16 protein-coding genes are annotated in these 18,598 nt (G+C 74.1%); 9 read left to right on the top strand and 7 right to left on the bottom strand.

Annotated features, from left to right (window positions below):
- The first annotated feature begins 59 nt into the window (after positions 1-59).
- Entirely contained in the window at positions 60-1,109 is a 1,050-nt protein-coding gene (gene pseI, locus JQN84_RS25925) for a pseudaminic acid synthase (RefSeq protein WP_204961186.1), read from the top strand.
- 43 nt (positions 1,110-1,152) lie between these two features.
- Here the strand turns inward: pseI and JQN84_RS25920 are convergent, their stop codons facing one another.
- Genes JQN84_RS25920 through JQN84_RS25905 form a run of 4 tightly spaced genes read right to left on the bottom strand, consistent with a single transcriptional unit; the run spans position 1,153 to position 3,799 of the window.
- On the bottom strand, positions 1,153-1,581 hold the full coding sequence (locus tag JQN84_RS25920; protein ID WP_281899197.1) for a hypothetical protein: 429 nt from the start codon (positions 1,579-1,581) through the stop codon (positions 1,153-1,155).
- Positions 1,565-2,311, bottom strand: a complete 747-nt coding sequence (locus JQN84_RS25915) for an SDR family NAD(P)-dependent oxidoreductase (RefSeq protein ID WP_204961185.1) — start codon at positions 2,309-2,311, stop codon at positions 1,565-1,567. Before JQN84_RS25915 ends, JQN84_RS25920 begins: the two co-directional genes overlap by 17 nt.
- Positions 2,304-3,551, bottom strand: a complete 1,248-nt coding sequence (locus tag JQN84_RS25910; protein ID WP_204961184.1) for an AMP-binding protein — start codon at positions 3,549-3,551, stop codon at positions 2,304-2,306. Before JQN84_RS25910 ends, JQN84_RS25915 begins: the two co-directional genes overlap by 8 nt.
- Positions 3,548-3,799, bottom strand: a complete 252-nt coding sequence (locus tag JQN84_RS25905) for an acyl carrier protein (protein ID WP_239486210.1) — start codon at positions 3,797-3,799, stop codon at positions 3,548-3,550. Before JQN84_RS25905 ends, JQN84_RS25910 begins: the two co-directional genes overlap by 4 nt.
- 89 nt (positions 3,800-3,888) lie before the next feature.
- Here JQN84_RS25905 and JQN84_RS25900 point away from each other — a divergent pair, with 89 nt between their 5' ends.
- Entirely contained in the window at positions 3,889-4,401 is a 513-nt protein-coding gene (locus JQN84_RS25900) for a GNAT family N-acetyltransferase (RefSeq protein ID WP_204961183.1), read from the top strand.
- Between the two features lie 96 nt (positions 4,402-4,497).
- On the opposite strand, the gene JQN84_RS25895 is transcribed toward JQN84_RS25900, so the two are convergent.
- Positions 4,498-6,288 (bottom strand): hypothetical protein, encoded by a 1,791-nt coding sequence (locus JQN84_RS25895; RefSeq protein ID WP_204961182.1) that lies wholly within the window; start codon positions 6,286-6,288, stop codon positions 4,498-4,500.
- 323 nt (positions 6,289-6,611) lie between these two features.
- On the opposite strand from JQN84_RS25895, the gene pseB reads away from it, so the two are divergent.
- The 7 genes from pseB (at position 6,612) to JQN84_RS25860 (ending at position 13,934) form a co-directional block, all read left to right on the top strand.
- On the top strand, positions 6,612-7,595 hold the full coding sequence (pseB, locus tag JQN84_RS25890) for a UDP-N-acetylglucosamine 4,6-dehydratase (inverting) (protein ID WP_204961181.1): 984 nt from the start codon (positions 6,612-6,614) through the stop codon (positions 7,593-7,595).
- On the top strand, positions 7,592-8,749 hold the full coding sequence (locus JQN84_RS25885; protein ID WP_204961180.1) for a DegT/DnrJ/EryC1/StrS family aminotransferase: 1,158 nt from the start codon (positions 7,592-7,594) through the stop codon (positions 8,747-8,749). Before pseB ends, JQN84_RS25885 begins: the two co-directional genes overlap by 4 nt.
- A 12-nt stretch (positions 8,750-8,761) precedes the next feature.
- The gene (locus JQN84_RS25880) at positions 8,762-9,598 is read left to right on the top strand and encodes a hypothetical protein (RefSeq protein WP_204961179.1); all 837 of its coding nucleotides are present in this window, start codon (positions 8,762-8,764) and stop codon (positions 9,596-9,598) included.
- Positions 9,595-11,400, top strand: a complete 1,806-nt coding sequence (locus JQN84_RS25875; RefSeq protein ID WP_372446015.1) for a class I SAM-dependent methyltransferase — start codon at positions 9,595-9,597, stop codon at positions 11,398-11,400. Before JQN84_RS25880 ends, JQN84_RS25875 begins: the two co-directional genes overlap by 4 nt.
- A 74-nt stretch (positions 11,401-11,474) precedes the next feature.
- Positions 11,475-12,203: a cytidylyltransferase domain-containing protein gene (locus tag JQN84_RS25870; RefSeq protein WP_204961439.1), complete on the top strand. Its 729-nt coding sequence runs from the start codon at positions 11,475-11,477 to the stop codon at positions 12,201-12,203.
- Positions 12,200-13,288 (top strand): PseG/SpsG family protein, encoded by a 1,089-nt coding sequence (locus tag JQN84_RS25865; protein ID WP_239486225.1) that lies wholly within the window; start codon positions 12,200-12,202, stop codon positions 13,286-13,288. The genes JQN84_RS25870 and JQN84_RS25865 overlap by 4 nt, the downstream gene beginning before the upstream one ends.
- A gap of 13 nt (positions 13,289-13,301) precedes the next feature.
- On the top strand, positions 13,302-13,934 hold the full coding sequence (locus tag JQN84_RS25860; RefSeq protein ID WP_204961177.1) for an alpha-ketoglutarate-dependent dioxygenase AlkB: 633 nt from the start codon (positions 13,302-13,304) through the stop codon (positions 13,932-13,934).
- Positions 13,935-13,982: 48 nt separating this feature from the next.
- Here the strand turns inward: JQN84_RS25860 and JQN84_RS25855 are convergent, their stop codons facing one another.
- Both JQN84_RS25855 and JQN84_RS25850 read right to left on the bottom strand, forming a co-directional pair.
- A complete protein-coding gene (locus JQN84_RS25855; protein WP_204961176.1) occupies positions 13,983-16,472 on the bottom strand; it encodes a DNA gyrase/topoisomerase IV subunit A in 2,490 nt (829 codons plus the stop codon).
- 38 nt (positions 16,473-16,510) lie between these two features.
- Complete coding sequence (locus JQN84_RS25850; protein ID WP_204961175.1) at positions 16,511-18,568, bottom strand: DNA gyrase/topoisomerase IV subunit B; 2,058 nt, start codon at positions 18,566-18,568, stop codon at positions 16,511-16,513.
- Positions 18,569-18,598 lie beyond the last annotated feature (30 nt).

Genomic DNA, 18,598 nt, shown 5'->3' with positions numbered 1-18,598 from the left:
GCCGGTGGTTCGGCGGCGGCGGGGGTACCAGCAACGAGCACAGGGAACAGGGGTTTCAGATGACGACAGTGAAGATCGGGCCGCACCTGGTGGGGGCCGGGGAGCAGCCGTTCGTGGTGGCGGAGATGTCCGGCAACCACAACGGTGACCTGGGCCGGGCGCTTTCGATCGTGGACGCGGTGGCGGCCAGCGGGGCGCACGCGCTGAAGCTGCAGACGTACCGGCCGGACACCATCACCATCGACGTGGACACCCCGGCGTTCCGGATCTCCGGCGGGCACGAGCTGTGGGGCGGGCAGAACCTCTACCGGCTCTACGAGCGGGCCCACACCCCGTACGAGTGGCACGGGCCGATCGTCGAACGGGCCCGGGAGCGGGGGTTGACCGTGTTCTCGTCCCCGTTCGACCCGTCGGCGGTGGAGCTGCTGGAGGGGCTGGACGTCCCGGCGTACAAGATCGCCTCGTCGGAGCTGGTCGACCTGCCGCTGATCCGGCTGGTCGCGGGCACCGGCAAGCCGCTGGTCATCTCCACCGGCATGGCCACGCTCGCCGAGATCGACGCGGCGGTGCGCACCGCCCGTGACGGCGGGGCCGGCGGCATCGTGCTGCTGGCCTGCACCGCCGCCTACCCGGCCCCGCCTGCCGACAGCAACCTGCGCCGGATCCCGGTGCTGGCCGACGCGTTCGGGGTGCCGGTCGGCCTGTCCGACCACACGCCGGGCATCGGGGTGCCGGTGGCCTCGGTGGCGCTGGGCGCCTGCTTCATCGAGAAGCACGTCACCCTCGACCGGGGCGACGGCGGGGTCGACTCCGACTTCTCGCTGCACCCCGACGAGTTGGCCGCCCTGGTGGTGGAGTCGGCGCGGGCGCACGCGGCGCTCGGCGGCACCGCCGTCGGGCCGACCCCGGCCGAGCGGGAAGGGCTGCGGTTCCGCCGTTCCCTGTTCGTGGTGGCCGACGTCCGGGCCGGCGACGAGGTGACCACCGCGAACGTCCGCTCGATCCGTCCGGCCGGCGGCCTGCCCCCGGTGGAGATCGACCGGGTGCTCGGCCGCACCTTCACCACCGACGTCCCCCGGGGCACCCCGCTGAGCTGGGACCTCGTCTGAGCTGACCTGCTGCCCCGCCGTTGCGGTGGGGCAGCAGGACGCCTCAGGGAGCGAAGGCGACCGTGACCACCAGGTCGGCCAGGCGCAGGGTGCGCCAGACCGCGCGGGTGTGCGGGGGTACGGCCAGCCCGTGCCGCCGCCACCAGGCCGCCACCGGCACCTCGGCCAGCTTGCACAGGCTCTCCGCCCGGGTCCAGCGGGCCCAGAAGTCGGCCGGGCCGAAGCGCGCGGCCAACGCGGGCGGGACCTCGGCGGTGGCCCGTTCGGCGTCGATCGCCACCCGCCAACCGGGCGCGGTCGGCCCGTACCAGCCGACGCAGCGCCCGTCGTCGAGGTGGCTGCGGGTCACCGCGTACCGCAGCTCGGCGGGGGTGCCGACGCGCAGGTGCCGTTCGGCGGCGCCCAGCAACGCCGGCACCGGCCGTAGCCCGACGTCCCGGCCCGGATGGGCCAGGTCAGATCGAGGCGGCACCGTCGACCACGATGACCTGGCCGTTGATGTTGGTGTGCGCGCACAGCAACATCCGCACCACCGGGACCACCTCGGCCGGTTCGGTCAGGTGGCCGGTGGGGGTGCGACGGACGATCTGGTCGAGCTGGGTGCTGCCCAGCACGGCGGACATCTCCGAGGCGAAGAAACCCGGTGCGACGGCGTTGACCAGCATCCGCCCGCCCAGCTCGCGGGCCAGCGAGCGGGTCGCCGCGTCCATCCCGCCCTTGGTGGCCGAGTACGCGACCAGGCCGGGGAAGCCGCGCTGCGCGCAGATCGAGGTGACGTTGACGATCCGCCCGCGCCGCCCCTGGCCGAGCATCCGCCGGGCCACCAGGCGGGTGAGCTGCAACGGCGCGGTCAGGTTGGTCTCGACGATCCGGGCGATGTCGGCGGTCGCGGTGTGCGTGTGCATCGAGTCCTGGCCGACGGCGGCGTTGTTGACCAGGCCGTCGACCGGGCCGAACCGCGCCTCGACCTCCCGCAGGAAGCGCTGGGCCGCCGCGAGGTCGGTGACGTCCACCGCCCCGACGTGCACCCGGTCGGGGTGCGCGTCGGCCAGCTTCTCCAGCTCGGGGGTGACGCTGCGGGCGAACGCGGCCACGGTGAGCCCGGCGTCGAGCAGGTCGGTGACGATGGCCAGGCCCAGCCCCCGGGACCCGCCGGAGACGAGGACCACGGTGCTGGCGGGAACGGGCGGGGAGTCAGACATCGCTCTTCAGGGTCTCCTTGACGGGGATCTCGGTCAGCAGGCGGATGCGCCGGGGCACCGCGTACTCGGGGAGCCGGTCGGCGCACCAGCGCACCAGCACGCCCTCGTCAGGCGGGACCCCGGCGTCGCCCGGCGCGGTGCTGGGGACGACCTCGGCGACCACCATCCGGCCGAGCACCGGCGCGCGGCGGCCGGTGACCCGGGCCCAGGCCACCCCGGGGTGGGCGGTGAGCACGGCGCGGACCAGCCCGGCGGAGACCTTGCTGCCGCCGACGTTGATCTCGTCGGAGTCCAGCCGGCCGGTGATCACCACCCGGTCGTCGACCACCTGGGCCCGGTCACCGGTGCGCACCGGCCCGCCGAGGCCCACCCCGTGGTGCGGGGAGGTGATCACCAGTTCGTCGTCGCGCAGGGAGAGGGTGGGTCGGCCCGGGGTGACCCGGTCGAGCCAGGAGACCGGGAACCCGGCCCGCCCGTCGTGCACCACGATCGACGCGCCGACCTCGGAGGAGGCGTAGATCCAGGAGATCCGGGCGGTCGGGAAGAGCTCCCGCAGGCGGTCCAGGACGGCCTGGTCGACCGGTTCGCCGCCGAGGGTCAGCTGGCGCAGCGGCACCCGGGCCAGCGCCTGCGGGTCGCGGTGCAGGGTGCGCCGCCAGAAGGTGGGGGTGCCGGAGACGGCGTCGACGCCGTGCGCGGCGGCGAGCGCCGGCCAGTCGTCCAACTCGTGCGGGTCGACCACCACGAGGTGCTGACCGGGCTGGGTCAACGACAGGGTGACCACCTGCCACCAGGCGTAGCTGCCGGGGGCGTACGGGCACAGCCAGGTCCGGGCCGGCTGCGCCGACCGTACGGTGGTCAACGAGTCGAGGCTGTGCCCGACCCGCTTGGGCCGCCCGGTCGACCCGGAGGTCAGCAGCCAGAGCCGACCCGGCTCGGGTGACCTGGTGGTGGCCGGCGGCTCGGTCTGCGGCACCCCGTCGGTGAGCACGGTGACGGCGAACCCGGCGGCGCGCAGCTCGTCGCGCATCGCCGCGTCGACCCGGGTGGGGGCGGCGAGCAGCAGTTCGGTGCCGTCGACGGCGTGCCGCCCGGCGACGGCGAGCGCGTCGGCGGCCCCGGCGGTGAGGACCACCCCGGGGGACGGCAGCGCCGGGGCGGGCAGGTCGCGCCAGCTCCGGGCCACCCCGGCGACGACGACCCGGTTGTCCAGCCCGGCCGGCGAGGTCGCGACGGTCACTGTCGCTGGAGTTCGGCGAGGAAGTCGAGGACGTCGCCGACGGTGGCGATCCGGCGCAGGCCGGGGGCGTCGAAGTTCAGCTCCTCGCCGGTGGCGTCCTCGACCCGCAGGGCCAGCTCCGAGAAGTCCAGCGACCGGAAGCCGATCTCCCGCAGGTCGGTGGCGTCGTCGTCGGGCAGCACCCGGCCCTGGTTGCGCACCACCTGCGCCATGAGGTCGCGAATCTGCGCGCGACTCAATTCGTTCATGCGCCGGAGTGTACAGCCCGACAATTATCGGGCCGCTTTACCCGGGTAAGGTCCGCAGGAGTCCACAAGGTGAATACAAAGGGGTACGGGTGCTGCGCGAGGCCACGACGGACGACGTTAACCTGATGTTGTCCTGGCGTAATCAGGAAACCAACCGGCGGGTCAGCAAGACCAGTCACGAGATCACCGCCGCCGAACACGCGGCATGGTGGTCGCGGGTGCGTACCGACCCGACCCGCCGGGTGCTGATCTACCTGTACGACGACCGGCCGGCCGGCGTGGTGACCTTCTTCGACCTGCGCCCGGACGGGCCGCAACGCACCGCTTCCTGGGGTTTCTACCTGGACGCCGACGGGTTGGCCGAGCGGGGGGCGACGCTGCCCGCCTGGCTGGGCGTGATGCGGGCGGCGGTGGACCACGCCTTCGACGTGCTCGCGCTGGACCGGCTCGACGGCGAGGTACTGGCCGACAACACGGTCGTCCGGCAGATGAACCGACGGTTCCGGTTCGTCGAGGGCACCGCCCGACGGGAGACGCACGACGGCCGGGAAATCACCGTCGTCCCCATTTCCCTGAATCGGGAGAACCGCCGTCATCGCTGATTTTCCCGATTGTCCGGCGACCATTCACCGACTCGCCACCCCCCGTTAACCGAATTGCGCCCCGGCGGGGCGGTCACGGGCGGCCCGGCGATGGAGTCAGCTCCGCCGCCAGGCGGCCCAGCGCTGCTCCGGGTTGCCGCCGAGGCGGACGAAGCCGTACCGGGTGCCGTCCCAGTCGTCCGGCTCGCCGGGGGCCCACCTGACGAACACCACGTCGGCGTCGGCCGGCGGGTCGTCCCCGAACCACCGCACGTCGGCCCAGGTCACCTGGTGGCTGAGGTTGAACCGGAGCACCCACTGCACGCCGAGCGACGCCCAGACCCGGTCGCCGGGACGTACCCCGAGGTCGGAAACCCGGGGGGTGGGCGCGGTCGCCGCGACCAGCGGCCGGACCAGCCGGTCGGTGATCACCTGCATGGTGCCGAGGTTCACCACCACCAGGGCGGCGAGCACCGGCAGCCGCCACCGGGGCAGCCGCAGGGCGGCGACCAGCAGCAGGCAGCCGGCGATCCCCACGGCCGCCCCGGTGAACGGCCGGAACTCCCGCCAGCCACCGGTGAGCGCCATCAGGTCCGGTGCGCCGAACCCGCCGTAGCGCAGCTCGTGTCCCCGGCCGGCGACCCAGGCCAGCCGGGCGGCGATCAGGGTCGCGCCGGCCAGCAGCAGGCCCACCGCGACCGCCGCCCGCCGCCACCGCTGCCGGGGCGTCGCCGTCACCAGCAGCCCCACCCCGAGCAGCAGCCAGAACGGGGCGAGCATCTGCACGTACCGGCCGTAGATGGCGTCCAGCGGTTTGCCGGTGATGCCGGCCAGGATCACCGACGCTCCGGCCGCCACCCCCACGCTGGTCACCAGCGCCACCCCGACCGTCCACCGGGTCGCCCCGACCGCGTCCGCCGGGCCGGCGGCAGGCCCCGGGGGCACGGCGTCGGGCCCCGGGGTCGCGGCGGGGGTGGGACGACGCAGCAGGAGGTGCACGGCACCGGCCCAGGCGACGCCGGCCAGCCCGAAGGTGATGACCACCAGGTACCAGAGTTGGGTGGCGACCGCCGCCCCGACCCGCAGCAGCCCCGGCCCGGAGGCGACCGCCCGGACGGTGCCGCCGCCTGGCGGGTCGCCCAGCAGGTAGACCCGGTCGCCGAGCAGCCGGATGACCACCTCGTTGAGCAGCGCCAACGCCAGCACCGGCAGCACCGCGGCGAGCACCTGCGCCGGGCTGACCCGACGCCGCAGGAACAGCAGCAGCACCAGGCCGGCGTGCACGCCCACGATCACCAGGCCCCGGGAGTGCAGCAGGTGGAACACCCCGACCAGGGCGCCCACCCCGGCGGCGGCCAGCGGGCCGGGCCGGCGCACCCAGTGGTGCACGGCCAGCAGCCAGGCCAGCACCAGCGGCGCGAGCACCGCGTCGATCATCGCCACCCCGGCGTAGAACACCGTCGCCGGCAGGGTGGCCGCGACGGTGGCGGCGACCAGGGCGACCGGCCGGCGCACCGGCGTCAGCCGACGCAGCAGCAGGTACGCAAGCGGCAGCACCGTCGCGTTCACCGCCGCATTGATCAACTGCACCAGTCGGTAACTGTCGGCGAAGTCCCGCTCCCCGAGGAACACCGGGGAGATCAGCAGCGGGTAGCCGACCCGGCGCAACGGCCCGTTCTCGCTGCTGAACCCGCCCGGCCCGCCGGCCAGCGCGCGGGCGGTGTGCAGGTAGCTGTCCTCGTCGGTGTGGGCGATGGGCAGCGGCACGTGCCGGGACAGCCACATCCGCCAGCCGACGCCCAGCAGCCAGCCCACCACCAGCAGCACCGGCACCAGTCGACGGCGTCGGCCCACCGGCCGCCCGGCCGGGTCGGCGACCCGGTGTCCCACCTCGGTGACGGCCACCATGCGTCGCCTCCTGCTCGTCGGGGCACCCACGTCGGCCCGCCCGGGACACGCGGCGGTCCCGGGCCGGCTGGTGTCCGGCCGTGGGTGTCGGATGCGGTCCCGGTGCCCACCGGCCGCGCCGGGCCACTGTAGTCAGCGGCGTACCCGCTGGTCAGCCGGCAGCCACCGGGTCGGCAAGTGTTCGCCTGCCGGGGGGCCGGCATTCACACGACCAGCGTGGTCGGTTCACCCGGGGGCGTCGGGGTGTTAACCCGGCCTGGCTAGCGTCCGTCCGGTCGCCTGGCCCGAGCCGGCGGCGCAACCACGAGCTGGGGAGCACCACCTTGAGTGAGTTGAACGGGTCCTCCATTCTGGTCACCGGCGGGACGGGTTCCTTCGGGAAGACGTTCCTCCGGCACGTCCTCGACGTGGCCGACCCGGCCCGGGTGGTGGTGTTCTCCCGCGACGAACTCAAGCAGTACGAGCTGCGCCAGCAGCTCGGCGACGACCCCCGGCTGCGCTGGTTCATCGGCGACATCCGGGACCGGCACCGGCTCACCCGGGCCATGCACGGGGTGGACCACGTGGTGCACGCCGCCGCCCTCAAGCAGGTGGACACCGCCGAGTACAACCCGTCGGAGTTCATCGCCACCAACATCACCGGCTCGCAGCACGTGGTCGACGCGGCCATCGAGGCCGGCGTCAAGAAGGTCATCGCGCTCTCCACCGACAAGGCGTCCAGCCCGATCAACCTGTACGGCGCGACCAAGCTCGTCGGCGACAAGCTGTTCGTCTCGGCCAACCACTACGCCGCCCAGCACCCCACCCGGTTCGCCGTGGTCCGCTACGGCAACGTGGTCGGCAGCCGGGGCTCGGTGGTGCCGCTGTTCCGCCGGCTCGCCGCCGAGGGCAAGAGCCTGCCGATCACCGACAAGCGGATGACCAGGTTCTGGATCACCCTGGACCAGGCCGTGCAGTTCGTGCTGGACAGCTTCGACCAGATGCAGGGCGGTGAGCTGTTCGTGCCGCGCATCCCCAGCATGCGCATCCTCGACCTGGTCGAGGCGGTCGCCCCGGACGCCACCACCCACGAGATCGGCATCCGGCCGGGCGAGAAGCTGCACGAGGAGATGATCGCCCCGGACGACAGCCGCCGGACGCTGCGCGCGAAGGACCGGTTCATCGTCCAGCCGACGATCGCCACCTGGGGCTACCGGCCGCCCGTCGACTGCGAGCCGGTGCCGGACGGCTTCGCCTACCAGTCCGACGGCAACGACGAGTGGTTGAGCGTCCCGCAGCTGCGCGACATGCTCGGCATCGCCGCATGACGACGATGCTCCCGTACGGCCGGCAGTCGGTGACCGACGACGACGTCGCCGCCGTGGTCGCCACCCTGCGCAGCGACTGGCTCACCACCGGCCCGCAGGTCGACGCGTTCGAGGCCGACCTCGCGGGCTGGACCGGCGGGGCCGGCTGCGCGGCGGTCGCCAACGGCACGGCCGCCCTGCACGTCGCCTACGCGGCGGCCGGGGTGGGCCCCGGCGACGAGGTGGTGGTGCCGCCGATGACGTTCGTGGCGACCGCCAGCAGCGCGGTCGCCCTCGGCGCGCGGATCGTCTTCGCCGACGTCGAGGAGGGGACGTTCACCCTGGACCCGGCGGCGGCAGCCGCCGCGACCACCGCCCGGACGAAGGTCGTCGCGGCCGTCGACTACGCCGGCCACCCGGCCGACTACGACGCCCTGCGCACCGCCCTGGCCGGCTCCGACGCGCTGCTGCTGGCCGACGCCGCCCACTCGATCGGGGCCAGCTACCGGGGCCGGCCGGTCGGGTCGCTGGCCGACCTGACCACCTTCTCGTTCTTCCCCACCAAGAACCTCACCACCGCCGAGGGCGGCGCGGTCGCCACCGCCGACCCGCAGCTGCTGACGCGGGCCCGCCGGTTCCGCAACATCGGGCTGGTCCGGGATCGCGCCGAGCTGCGCGCCCCGGACGAGGGCGGCTGGCACCAGGAGGTGCACGAATTCGGGCTGAACTACCGGCTACCGGACGTGCTCTGCGCGCTGGGCCGCAGCCAGCTGCGCCGGCTCGGCGACTTCCTGGCCGCCCGCGCCCGGCTGGTGGCCCGCTACGACGAGGCGCTGGCCGACCTGGACGGGGTGCTCACCCCGACCCGCCGGTCCTGGGCCGCCCCCGCCTGGCACCTCTACCCGGTCCGGGTCCTCGACGGCCGCCGCCGCGAGGTGTACGACCGGATGCGCGCCGCCGGCATCGGCGTCCAGGTCAACTACCTGCCGGTGCACTGGCACCCGGCCTTCGCCGACCTCGGTTACCGGCGCGGGTCCTGCCCGGTGGCCGAGTCGTTCTACACCCAGCAGCTCTCGCTGCCGCTGTACCCGGGTCTCACCGACACCGACCAGGACCGGGTGATCGACGCGCTCGGCGCGGCGCTGCGCGGCGTCACCGCGCCCACCGCCGCCTGACCGGGGGAACCGATGCACCACGCGAACCACTTCTACGGCCACGCCCACGTGCTGGCCCGCTACTGCGGGCTGGGCGACGGCCACCCGCCCCGGATCAACGGGTACGTCCAGCACGGCTGGAACATCGGCGACGGCCTCGCCCCCGGCCACCCGTACGCCGAGCGCACCCCCAGCCTGCTCTGGTCGGAGCAGACCCGGCGACGGGCCTGGTCGGTGGGGCGGCGCAACGTGGTGGTCGTCGGCGCACCCTTCGCGTACCTGCTCGACCTGCGCCGCGACGACCCGCCGCCGGCCGCCCGGGAGGGCACCATCTGGTACCCGTTCCACGGCTGGGAGGGTCAGCACGTCAAGGGCGACCACCGGGAGCTGATCGCCCGGATCCGGGACACCGAGCCCGGCCCGGTCACCGTCTGCCTCTACTGGCACGAGTACGGCATGCGCCGGGTCCGCCGGCTCTACGAGAACGCCGGCTTCCGGGTGATCTGCCACGGCTACCGGGGGCACTGGTGGCGCGACACCGACCCGCTGTTCCTCGACAAGCAGCTCACCGAGCTGCGCCGGCACGCCCGGGTGGCGTCCAACCGGTTGACCAGCGCCATCTTCTACGGCATCGCCGCCGGCTGTGAGCCGGCCGTCTACGGCGACCCGATGATCCTGGCCAAGGAGGACCCCACCTTCGGCGGCACCGCCCGGATCCGCCGGCAGTGGCCGCAGCTGCACGGCGAGTCGGTGGACCTGCCGACCGCCGTCGCGATCGCCCACGCCGAGCTGGGCACCGACCACCGCTGCACCCCCGCCGAGCTGCGTGAACTGCTCGGCTGGGCACGTCCCGCAGGAGGCACGAGTTGACCACTGGAACCACCGCCCCCGTCGTCCTGCCCGGTGGGGAGATGCTGGCCTGGTCCGACCTGCCGGAGCAGCGGCTGGCCGACGGGGGGCCGCTGGGCGCGCTGGCCGCCCTGGTCGTACCGGCCGGGGCGCGGGTGCTGCTGGCCGGGCCGCACGACCCGGCGCTGCTGGACCGGCTCGCCCACGCCGAGGTGACCTGCCTGCTGCGTAGCCACCCGGACGCGGTGGCCCTGGCCGACCGGGCCGCCCGGGTGGTCGTCGGCGGCCCCGCCGGACTCGACCCGGCCGACACGTTCGACGTGGTGCTGGCCGGGGCCGGACTGGACGCCGTCGAGTCGGTCGAGGGGGCCCGGCTGGGCTGGACGGGGGTGTTGGCCCGGCTGGCCGCCGCCCTGCGGCCCGGCGGCACGCTGCTGCTGCGCCTGGACAACCCGCTGGGGGTGTCCCGGCTGGTCGCCCCCACCCCCTGGTACGCCGACCGGGGCGACGCGGCGTGGAGCATCGGCGGGGTGCTCGACGCGGGCCGCCCGGCCAACCGGGAGCAGCTGCGGGCCCAGCTCGCCGAGGTGGGGCTGACCGTGGGCGTCAGCTATGCCGCGTACCCCGGTCCGGGTGCCCCGACGGCCCTGGTCGCCACCGACGCGCTGGAGCAGCGGCCCACCTCGGGGCTGCTCGACGCGGTGCTGCACGGTGCCTGCGCGGGCGGGTTCACCGCCGGCCCGGTGCTCCAGGACCCGGCCCGGCTGGCGGTCGACGCGCTGCACGCCGGGCTCGGCGCGGCGCTGGCCCCCGGCTGGCTGACGCTGGCCCGCCGCCCCGGCCCCGACGCGCCCGTCGACTGGGCGCTGCCGGTGGTGCTGGTGCAGACCGGCCCGCCCGGCGTCGGAGTGGTCGAGGTGGCCGACCGGTCGGACGGCTGGCACTGGTCGGTCACCGGCGGCGGGGCCGACCGGACCCGGCCGGCGCCCTTCGCCAGCCGGGAGGCCGCCCACCGGGACCCGGCCGCACTCACCGGCCCGGTTCCGCCGGGACGGCTGCTGCGCACCGTGCTGCTCGACGGTTGCCTGCGTCGCGACCTGGACGCCCTGCGCCGGCTGCTGCGCGGCTACGCGGGCTGGCTCGCCGGGCAGGCCGACCCGGACAGGCGGCTCACCGGCGCGGCGGCGCTGGCCGACCCGGACACCGTGGTCGTCGACGGGGACACCTTCGCGGTGCTCGACCCGAGCTGGCGGGCCAGCGAACCGTTGCCCCTCGACGTGGTGCTGGCCCGGGGGCTGTGGCGGTTCGCGGTCACCCTGCTCACCGGCGGCTACGCCCACCCGTGGCCGTCCACCCTCGACGTCGCCGGGCTGACCGTGGTCCTCGGTGGGGTCGCCGGGCACGACCTGGACCGGGCCACCGTGGACGCGGCCGTGGAGACCGAGGCGGCGGTCGCCGCCGCCCTGCGTGGCCTGGACGCCGACGGGCGGGGGATGCTCGCCACCGAACTGCACGCGGTCACCCCCACCGATCCGCCCGCCGGACCGCGCAGCTACCAGCAGATGCGCGAGGCCTGGGTACGCCAGCGGGAGGAGCTGACCCGGCTGGCCGCCCTGCTGAAGTGGACCGAGGAGCTGCTCACCTCGCGGGAACGGGCGCTGCGCCGCGCCGACGCCACGATCAACCTGCTCAGCGGCTCGCTCAGTTACCGGGTGGGCCGGCTCGCCATCACCCCGGCCCGGCTGGCGAAGCGGGGTGCCCGGGCGGCCAAGCGGCGGGCCCGCGAGGCGCTCGGCCCGAAGCCGGCGGAGGAACAGCAGTGACCGCCCCGCACACGGGACAGTCCGACGCCCCACCGCACGGCGCGCTCGCACCGGCCGGGCCGGCCGGCTCCGACCTGCGGATCGTCGGGATCGTGCAGGCCCGGATGGGTTCGTCGCGGCTGCCCGGCAAGGTGCTGCGCCCGCTGGCCGGACGCAGCGTCCTCGGCCGGGTGGTCCGGGCCGCCCGGGACAGCGGGGTCCTCGCCGACCTGGTGGTCGCCACCAGTGTCGACCCGGTCGACGACGCGGTGGTCGCCGAGTGCGCGCGGCTCGACGTGCCGGTGCACCGGGGACCGGTGGACGACGTGCTGAGCCGGTTCGTCGGCGCGCTCGACGCCCACCCCGGCGACGCCGTCATGCGGTTCACCGCCGACTGCCCGCTGCTCGACCCGGAGATCGTCACCCTGGTGGCGGCGGTCTACCGGGCCGTCCCCGGGCTCGACTACGCCAGCACCTCGATCGCCCGTACCCTGCCCCGGGGGTTGGACGTGGAGATCATCCGGGCGGACGCGCTGCGCACCCTGGACCGGCTCGCCGCCGACCACCACCGGGTGCACGTCACCTCCTTCGCGTACGCCCATCCGGAGCTGTTCCGGGTGCTCGGGGTGACCCTCACCCCGGACCGGTCGGCGCTGCGGCTCACCCTCGACACCGACCAGGACTGGGCGCTGGTCAGCGCGGTCGTCGACCACTTCGGCGACGTCAGCGTGCCGCTGGCGAAACTCGCCGACTGGCTGGACGGGCGGCCCGACCTGCGTACCCTCAACTCCTCGGTACGCCAGAAGCGGCTGGAGGAGTCCTGAACCCACCACGGATCGGGCTGCGCTGCGACGCCGGCCCGCACACCGGCGTCGGGCACCTCGTGCGCTGCCTGGCCCTCGGCGAGGAGTTCCTGGCCCGGGGCGCCCGGGTCGAACTGTTCGGCACGGTGGACCGGGTCGGCTGGGCCGCCGCCCATCTGGCCGCCTGCGGCATCCCGGTCCACCCCGGCCCCGACACCCCCGCCGGGCTGGTCGAGGCGGCCCGTACGCACGCCCTCGACGCGTTCGTGCTCGACTCGTACGAGCTGGACCCGGCGGGCGCGGGAGCGCTGCGGGCGGCCGGCGTGCTCACCCTCTGCCTCGTCGACGGCGACACCCGGGGTCAGGACGCCGACCTCTACCTGGACCAGAACTTCGGCGCGGACACCCCCGACGGGCAGCCCACCGCCGGCACACCCGGCGACGGGCGGCTGCTGGCCGGCGTCCGGTACGCGCTGCTGCGCGACGCGGTGACCGCCGCCCGGCCGCCGGCGCCACCGCCGGCCACCCCGACGGACCGACCCCGGGTGCTGGCCTTCTTCGGCGGCACCGACGCGGTCGGCGCGGCCCCGGTGCTGACCCGGGTGCTGCTCGGCACCGGCCACCCGATGGCGGTGACCGTGGTCGTCGCCCGCCCCGGGATCGAGGCCGAACTGTCGCGGGTCGGCACCGGGCGGGGGCAGTCGCTGCACCTCGTCGCGCCGACCGACGCCCTGCCCACGCTGATCGGCGCGGCCGACCTGGTGGTCAGCGCCGCCGGCACCTCCACCTGGGAGCTGTGCTGTCTGGGTGCGCCCGCCGCGCTGGTCTGCGTGGTGGACAACCAGCGCGACGCGTACCGGCGGGTGGTGGCGCACGGGCTCGCCGCCGGCCTCGGCGAGCTGCCGGAACTGGCCGCACCGGGGTTGGCCGGGCGGGCCGCACGGGCGGACGCGGCCCGCACCCTACGCACCCTGCTGGCCTCCCCCCGACGGCGGGCTGCCCTCGCCGCCCGCGCCTGGACCACCGTCGACGGGCGCGGCCGGCAACGGGTCGCCGACGCGGTCCTCACCCGGATCGCCGATCGTACGGGTGTACTAAAGCACTGATAGGGTGCCGGGTATGCCGCAGGCCGCCTACCAACCGTCGATGCTCGACCTCACCGACACCGGCCCGACGCTGACCCCGCTGGCCGGGCTGCGCCGCCGGACGCTCACCCGGGGCGCCTGGGTCGACCACCTGCCCGGCTGGGTGCACGGCTCCGACGCGGTCCTCGACACCCTGCGCACCGGCGTCCCCTGGCGGGCCGAACGCCGCACCATGTACGACACGCAGGTCGACGTCCCCCGCCTGCTCTGCTGGTACGGCCCCGACCGCCCGCTGCCGCACCCGCTGCTCACCGCCGCCCGCACGGCACTGAGCCGGCACTACGCCGCCGAGCTGGGCGAGCCGTTCGTCACCGCCGGCATGTGCCTCTACCGCGACGGGCGGGACAGCGTCGCCTGGCACGGCGACACCCTCGGCCGTTCCGCGCACAGCGACACGATGGTGGCGATCGTGTCGTTCGGGTCTCCCCGCCCGCTGCTGCTGCGCCCCCGGGGCGGCGGCGACACCGTGCGCTTCCCGCTCGGCCACGGCGACCTGGTGGTGATGGGCGGGTCCTGCCAGCGCACCTGGGAACATGCCGTGCCCAAGACCACCCGCCCGGTCGGCCCCCGGGTCAGCGTCCAGTTCCGCCCCGTCGACGTCGCCTGACGCCGACGGGGCGGCCGGCCGCCAGCCCCTGCGGCGGCCGGGCCGGGCTCAGTCGCGTTCGATGAGGTGCCCGACGACGGTCGGGCCGAGCATGACGGCGAAACCGGACCCGTCCCGGCGCGGATCGGCCGGCGGCAGCTCCACCGGGTCACCGGTCGCCGTCGCGCCCACCGGCCGCGCCCCGATCCAGGCCACCACCAGATCCGTCTCACCCTTGAGGAACCGCTGCGCGCGCACCCCGCCGGTCGCCCTGCCCTTCGCCGGGTACGACGCGAACGGCGTCACCTTGACCGTCGCCCCCGTCGAGGTGACCACCATCGGCTCCCCGTGCGCGGCGTCGTCGGTGCGGACCGCGCCGAAGAACACCACCCGGGCGCCCGCCGGCAGGCTGACCCCGGCCATCCCCCCACCCTTGAGCCCCTGCGGGCGGACCACGGACGCCGCGAACCGCAGCAGGGACGCCTCACTGGTCACGAACGCCAACGTCTCGCTGCCGTCGTCGAGCCAGGTGGCCCCCACCACCTCGTCGCCCGACCGCAGCGAGATCACCTCGAACTCGTCCGACCGCACCGGCCACTCCGGCGTGCACACCTTCACCACGCCCTGCCGGGTGCCCACCGCCAGGCCCGGGGAGCCCTGCGCGGTCGGACCGAGCGGGGCCAGCCCGATCACCGTCTCCCCCGCCGCCAGCGGGACCAGCTCGGCGGCGGCCATCCCGCCCCGCAACGACACCGTGCCGGCCTGCTCGGGCAGCACCGGCAGCGGCAACACGTCGACCTTGAAGGCCCGGCCGGCGCTGGTGACCAGGAGCACCCGCCCCCGGGCCGTGGTGTGCACGACCGCGCGTACCGTGTCGTGCTTGACCCGGCCGTTGCGTCGACGCCCCTCGGACGCCTCCTCCGACTCGGCCGCCGTCCGGGCGACCAGCCCGGTCGCCGAGAGGATCACCTGACACGGGTCGTCGGCCACCTCCAGCGGCCCGGCCGGCACCGACGCGGCCAGCACCTCCTTGAGGTCCCCGTCGACCAGGGTGGTCCGCCGCGACCCGGAGAACTGCTTCACCACGGCCGCCAGCTCGTCGGAGACGACCTTGCGGAGCACCTTCGGGTCGTCGAGGATCTTCGACAGCGCGGCGATCTCCCCGCGCAGCTTGTCCTGCTCGGCCTCCAGCTCGATCCGGTCGTACTTCGTCAGCCGGCGCAGCGGGGTGTCCAGGATGTAGGTGGCCTGGATCTCGGAGAGCTTGAACTTCTGCATCAGGCCGTCCTTCGCGGCCTGGGCGTCCTCGCTGGCCCGGATCAGCTTGACCACCCGGTCGATGTCGAGCAGGGCGATCAGCAGGCCGTCGACCAGGTGCAGCCGCTCCTCGCGCTTGCGCCGCCGGTACGCGCTGCGCCGGGTCACCACCTCGTAGCGGTGGGCCAGGAACACCTCCAGCAGCGCCTTCAACCCGAGGGTGCGCGGCTGGCCGTCGACCAGCACCAGGTTGTTGATGCCGAACGACTGCTCCAGCGGGGTCAGCCGGTAGAGGTCGGCCAGCAACGCCTGCGGGTTGACCCCGACCTTGCACTCGACGACCAGCCGGGTGCCGCTCTCCCGGTCGGTGAGGTCCTTGACGTCGGCGATGCCGGTGAGCCGCTTGGTCTTGTTGACCTCGTTGGTGATCGCCGCGATGACCTTCTCCGCGCCGACGCCGTACGGCAACTCGACGACGGTGATCGCCTGCCGGCCCCGGCTGCCCTCCAGCGGGCCGATCTCCACCCGGCCGCGCATCCGCACCACACCGCGCCCGGTCTCGTACGCCCGGCGCACCTCGTCCAGCCCGAGCAGCAGACCGCCCGTGGGCAGGTCGGGGCCGGGGACGAACTCCATCAGCTTGTCGAGGTCGGCGTCCGGGTGGTTGATCAGCCAACGGGCGGCGGAGACCACCTCGCCGAGGTGGTGCGGGATCATGTTGGTCGCCATCCCGACCGCGATCCCGGACGCGCCGTTGACCAGCAGGTTGGGGAAGGCGGCGGGCAGCACGGTCGGTTGGGTCAGCGAGCCGTCGTAGTTGGGCTCGACGTCGACGGTGTCCTCGCCCAGCTCACCGACGAGCAGCATCGCCTCCCGGGCGAGCCGGGCCTCGGTGTAGCGCGCCGCGGCCGGGCCGTCGTCCGGGCTACCAAAATTTCCATGCCCGTCGATAAGTGGGGCGTTGAGCGAGAAGTCCTGGGCCATCCGGACCATCGCGTCGTAGATCGCGGTGTCACCGTGCGGGTGGTAGCGCCCCATCACGTCGCCGACCACCCGGGCCGACTTCACGTGCGAGCGGTCCGGCCGGAAGCCGTTCTCGTGCATCGAGTACAGGATGCGGCGGTGTACCGGCTTGAGGCCGTCGCGGGCGTCGGGCAGGGCGCGGGAGTGGATGACCGAGAAGGCGTACTCCAGGTAGGAGTCGGACACCTCGGTGACCAGCGGGTTGTCGAAGACCCGCGCGCCGGCCTGGTCGAAGGCGGACAGGTCCACCTTGGCGCGGTCGTCCTTACGGCGTGCCATCGTTCAGCTCTCTTCCCGGTGTGCGGCGGCCACGGTGCTCATGCGTCGATCGCGTCCCGGTCGACCCGGTCGGAGGAGTCGATCAGCCAGTTACGGCGCGGCTCGACCTTCTCGCCCATCAGCAGTTCGAGGATGCGCTCGGCGGCGTCGACGTCGTCGAGGGTGATCCGGCGCACGGCCCGGGTGGCCGGGTTCATCGTGGTCTCCCACAACTCGTCGGCGTCCATCTCACCGAGGCCCTTGAAGCGCGGGATCGGGGTGACGATCTGCTTGCCGGCCTTCTCCAGCTTGCGGACCGTCGCCTCCATCTCGGCCTGGGTGTAGGTGTAGGTGGTCTGCGGGCTGCGCCCCTTCGTGGTGATCTTGTGCAGCGGCGGCATCGCGGCGTAGAGCCGGCCGGCCTCGATCAGCGGGCGCATGTAGCGGGCGAACAGGGTGATCAGCAGGGTCCGGATGTGCGCACCGTCCACGTCGGCGTCCGCCATGATCAGCACCCGGCCGTAGCGCAGCGCGGACAGGTCGAAGGTACGTCCCGAGCCGGCCCCGAGCACCTGCACGATCGCGGCGCACTCGGCGTTGTCGAGCACCTGCTGGAGGTTGGCCTTCTGCACGTTGAGGATCTTGCCGCGAATCGGCAGCAGCGCCTGATATTCCGCAGAACGGGCAAGTCGCCCTGTGCCGAGGGCGCTGTCCCCTTCCACGATGAATAATTCACTCCTATCGATGCCTGCGGCGCGGCAGTCGACGAGTTTGGCGGGCATCGACGCGCCCTCCAGGGCGGTCTTGCGCCGGGCGGCGTCCTTCTGCTGTTTCTGGGTCAGCCGGACCCGGGCCGCGTCGACGATCTTCTGGAGCACCGTGCGCGCCTCGGCCTTGCTGCGCTTGTCCTCCAGCCAGGCCTTGACGTGCTGCTCGACCAGGGTCTGGAGCACCTTGGTGATGCCGGCGGTGGAGAGCTCGTCCTTGGTCTGCGAGGTGAACTGCGGCTCGGGGATGCGCACGTGCACCACCGCCGTCATCCCCTCCAGGACGTCGTCCAGGGTGGGCGGGTCCTCCTTGGGCTTGAGCAGGCCCCGGATGTTGCGGACGGCGTCGGCCAGGGTCCGGGTCAGCGCCCGCTCGAAGCCCCGGCGGTGGGTGCCGCCGTGGGCGTTGCGGATGGTGTTGGTGAAGCACTCGACGGTGCGCTCGTAACCGGTGCCCCAGCGGAAGGCGATCTCGACCTCGGCCCGGCGCTGCACGTTGGACTGCATCACGCCGTTGGCGTCGGCGGCGTTCTCCCGGTACGTCCCCTCGCCGGTGACCAGCAGGGTGCCGGAGACCGGCCGGTCACCGGCCGGCGCCAGGAACTCGACCATGTCGGTGAGCCCGTTGGGGTAGTGGAAGCGCTCCTCGACCGGTTCCTCGGCGGTCTCGTCGCGCAGCCGGTAGTCGACCCCGGGGACCAGGAAGGCGGTGTTGCGCAGTTTCATCCGGACGGCCTCGACGTCGAGGCGCGCGCCGGTCTCGAAGTAGCGGGCGTCGTGCCAGTAGCGGATCGAGGTGCCGGTGCGCTGGCCGCGTTTCATCGCCCCGACGACCTGCAGGCCGGGGCCGGGGGTGAACGGGGCGTCCGGGCCGTCACCGGCGAAGACGCCGGGCACCCCGTGCCGGAAGGACATCGCGTGCACCTTGCCGCCGCGCCGGACGGTTACGTCGAACCGGCGGGACAGCGCGTTGACCGCGGAGGCACCCACGCCGTGCAGGCCGCCCGAGGTCTTGTAGCCGGAGCCGCCGAACTTGCCGCCGGCGTGCAGCCGGGTGAGCACCAGCTCGACCCCGGAGATGCCGGACTTGGCGTGCACGTCGGTGGGGATGCCCCGGCCGTCGTCGTCGACCTGCACCGAGCCGTCGGCGTGCAGGATCACCTCGACCGTGGTGGCGTGACCGGCGACACCCTCGTCGGTGGAGTTGTCGAGGATCTCGTTGACGAGGTGACCCACGCCACGACTGTCGGTGGAGCCGATGTACATGCCGGGACGCTTGCGGACGGCGTCCAGGCCCTCCAGGTGGGTGAGGTCGTCTGCCCCGTAGAGGGTCTCAGGCTGTGCGGTCAACTGGTCGTACTCCCCGGTCTCGGCGGTGTG

Origin of the sequence: Micromonospora humidisoli (assembly GCF_016900955.1) — a bacterium.
Classification (GTDB): Bacteria; Actinomycetota; Actinomycetes; order Mycobacteriales; family Micromonosporaceae; genus Micromonospora; species Micromonospora wenchangensis.
Note: the sequence above shows the minus strand (reverse complement) of the source record. Positions and strands in the feature narration are given on the sequence as shown.

Bases quoted from the DNA above. Each gene is read 5' to 3' on its own strand.
- JQN84_RS25880 (WP_204961179.1), top strand. From the start codon at position 8,762: ATGCACCACGCGAACCACTTCTACGGCCACGCCCACGTGCTGGCCCGC.
- JQN84_RS25885 (WP_204961180.1), top strand. From the start codon at position 7,592: ATGACGACGATGCTCCCGTACGGCCGGCAGTCGGTGACCGACGACGAC.
- pseI (WP_204961186.1), top strand. From the start codon at position 60: ATGACGACAGTGAAGATCGGGCCGCACCTGGTGGGGGCCGGGGAGCAG.
- JQN84_RS25895 (WP_204961182.1), bottom strand. From the start codon at position 6,288: ATGGTGGCCGTCACCGAGGTGGGACACCGGGTCGCCGACCCGGCCGGG.
- JQN84_RS25855 (WP_204961176.1), bottom strand. From the start codon at position 16,472: ATGGCACGCCGTAAGGACGACCGCGCCAAGGTGGACCTGTCCGCCTTC.
- JQN84_RS25915 (WP_204961185.1), bottom strand. From the start codon at position 2,311: ATGTCTGACTCCCCGCCCGTTCCCGCCAGCACCGTGGTCCTCGTCTCC.
- JQN84_RS25905 (WP_239486210.1), bottom strand. From the start codon at position 3,799: ATGAACGAATTGAGTCGCGCGCAGATTCGCGACCTCATGGCGCAGGTG.
- JQN84_RS25860 (WP_204961177.1), top strand. From the start codon at position 13,302: ATGCCGCAGGCCGCCTACCAACCGTCGATGCTCGACCTCACCGACACC.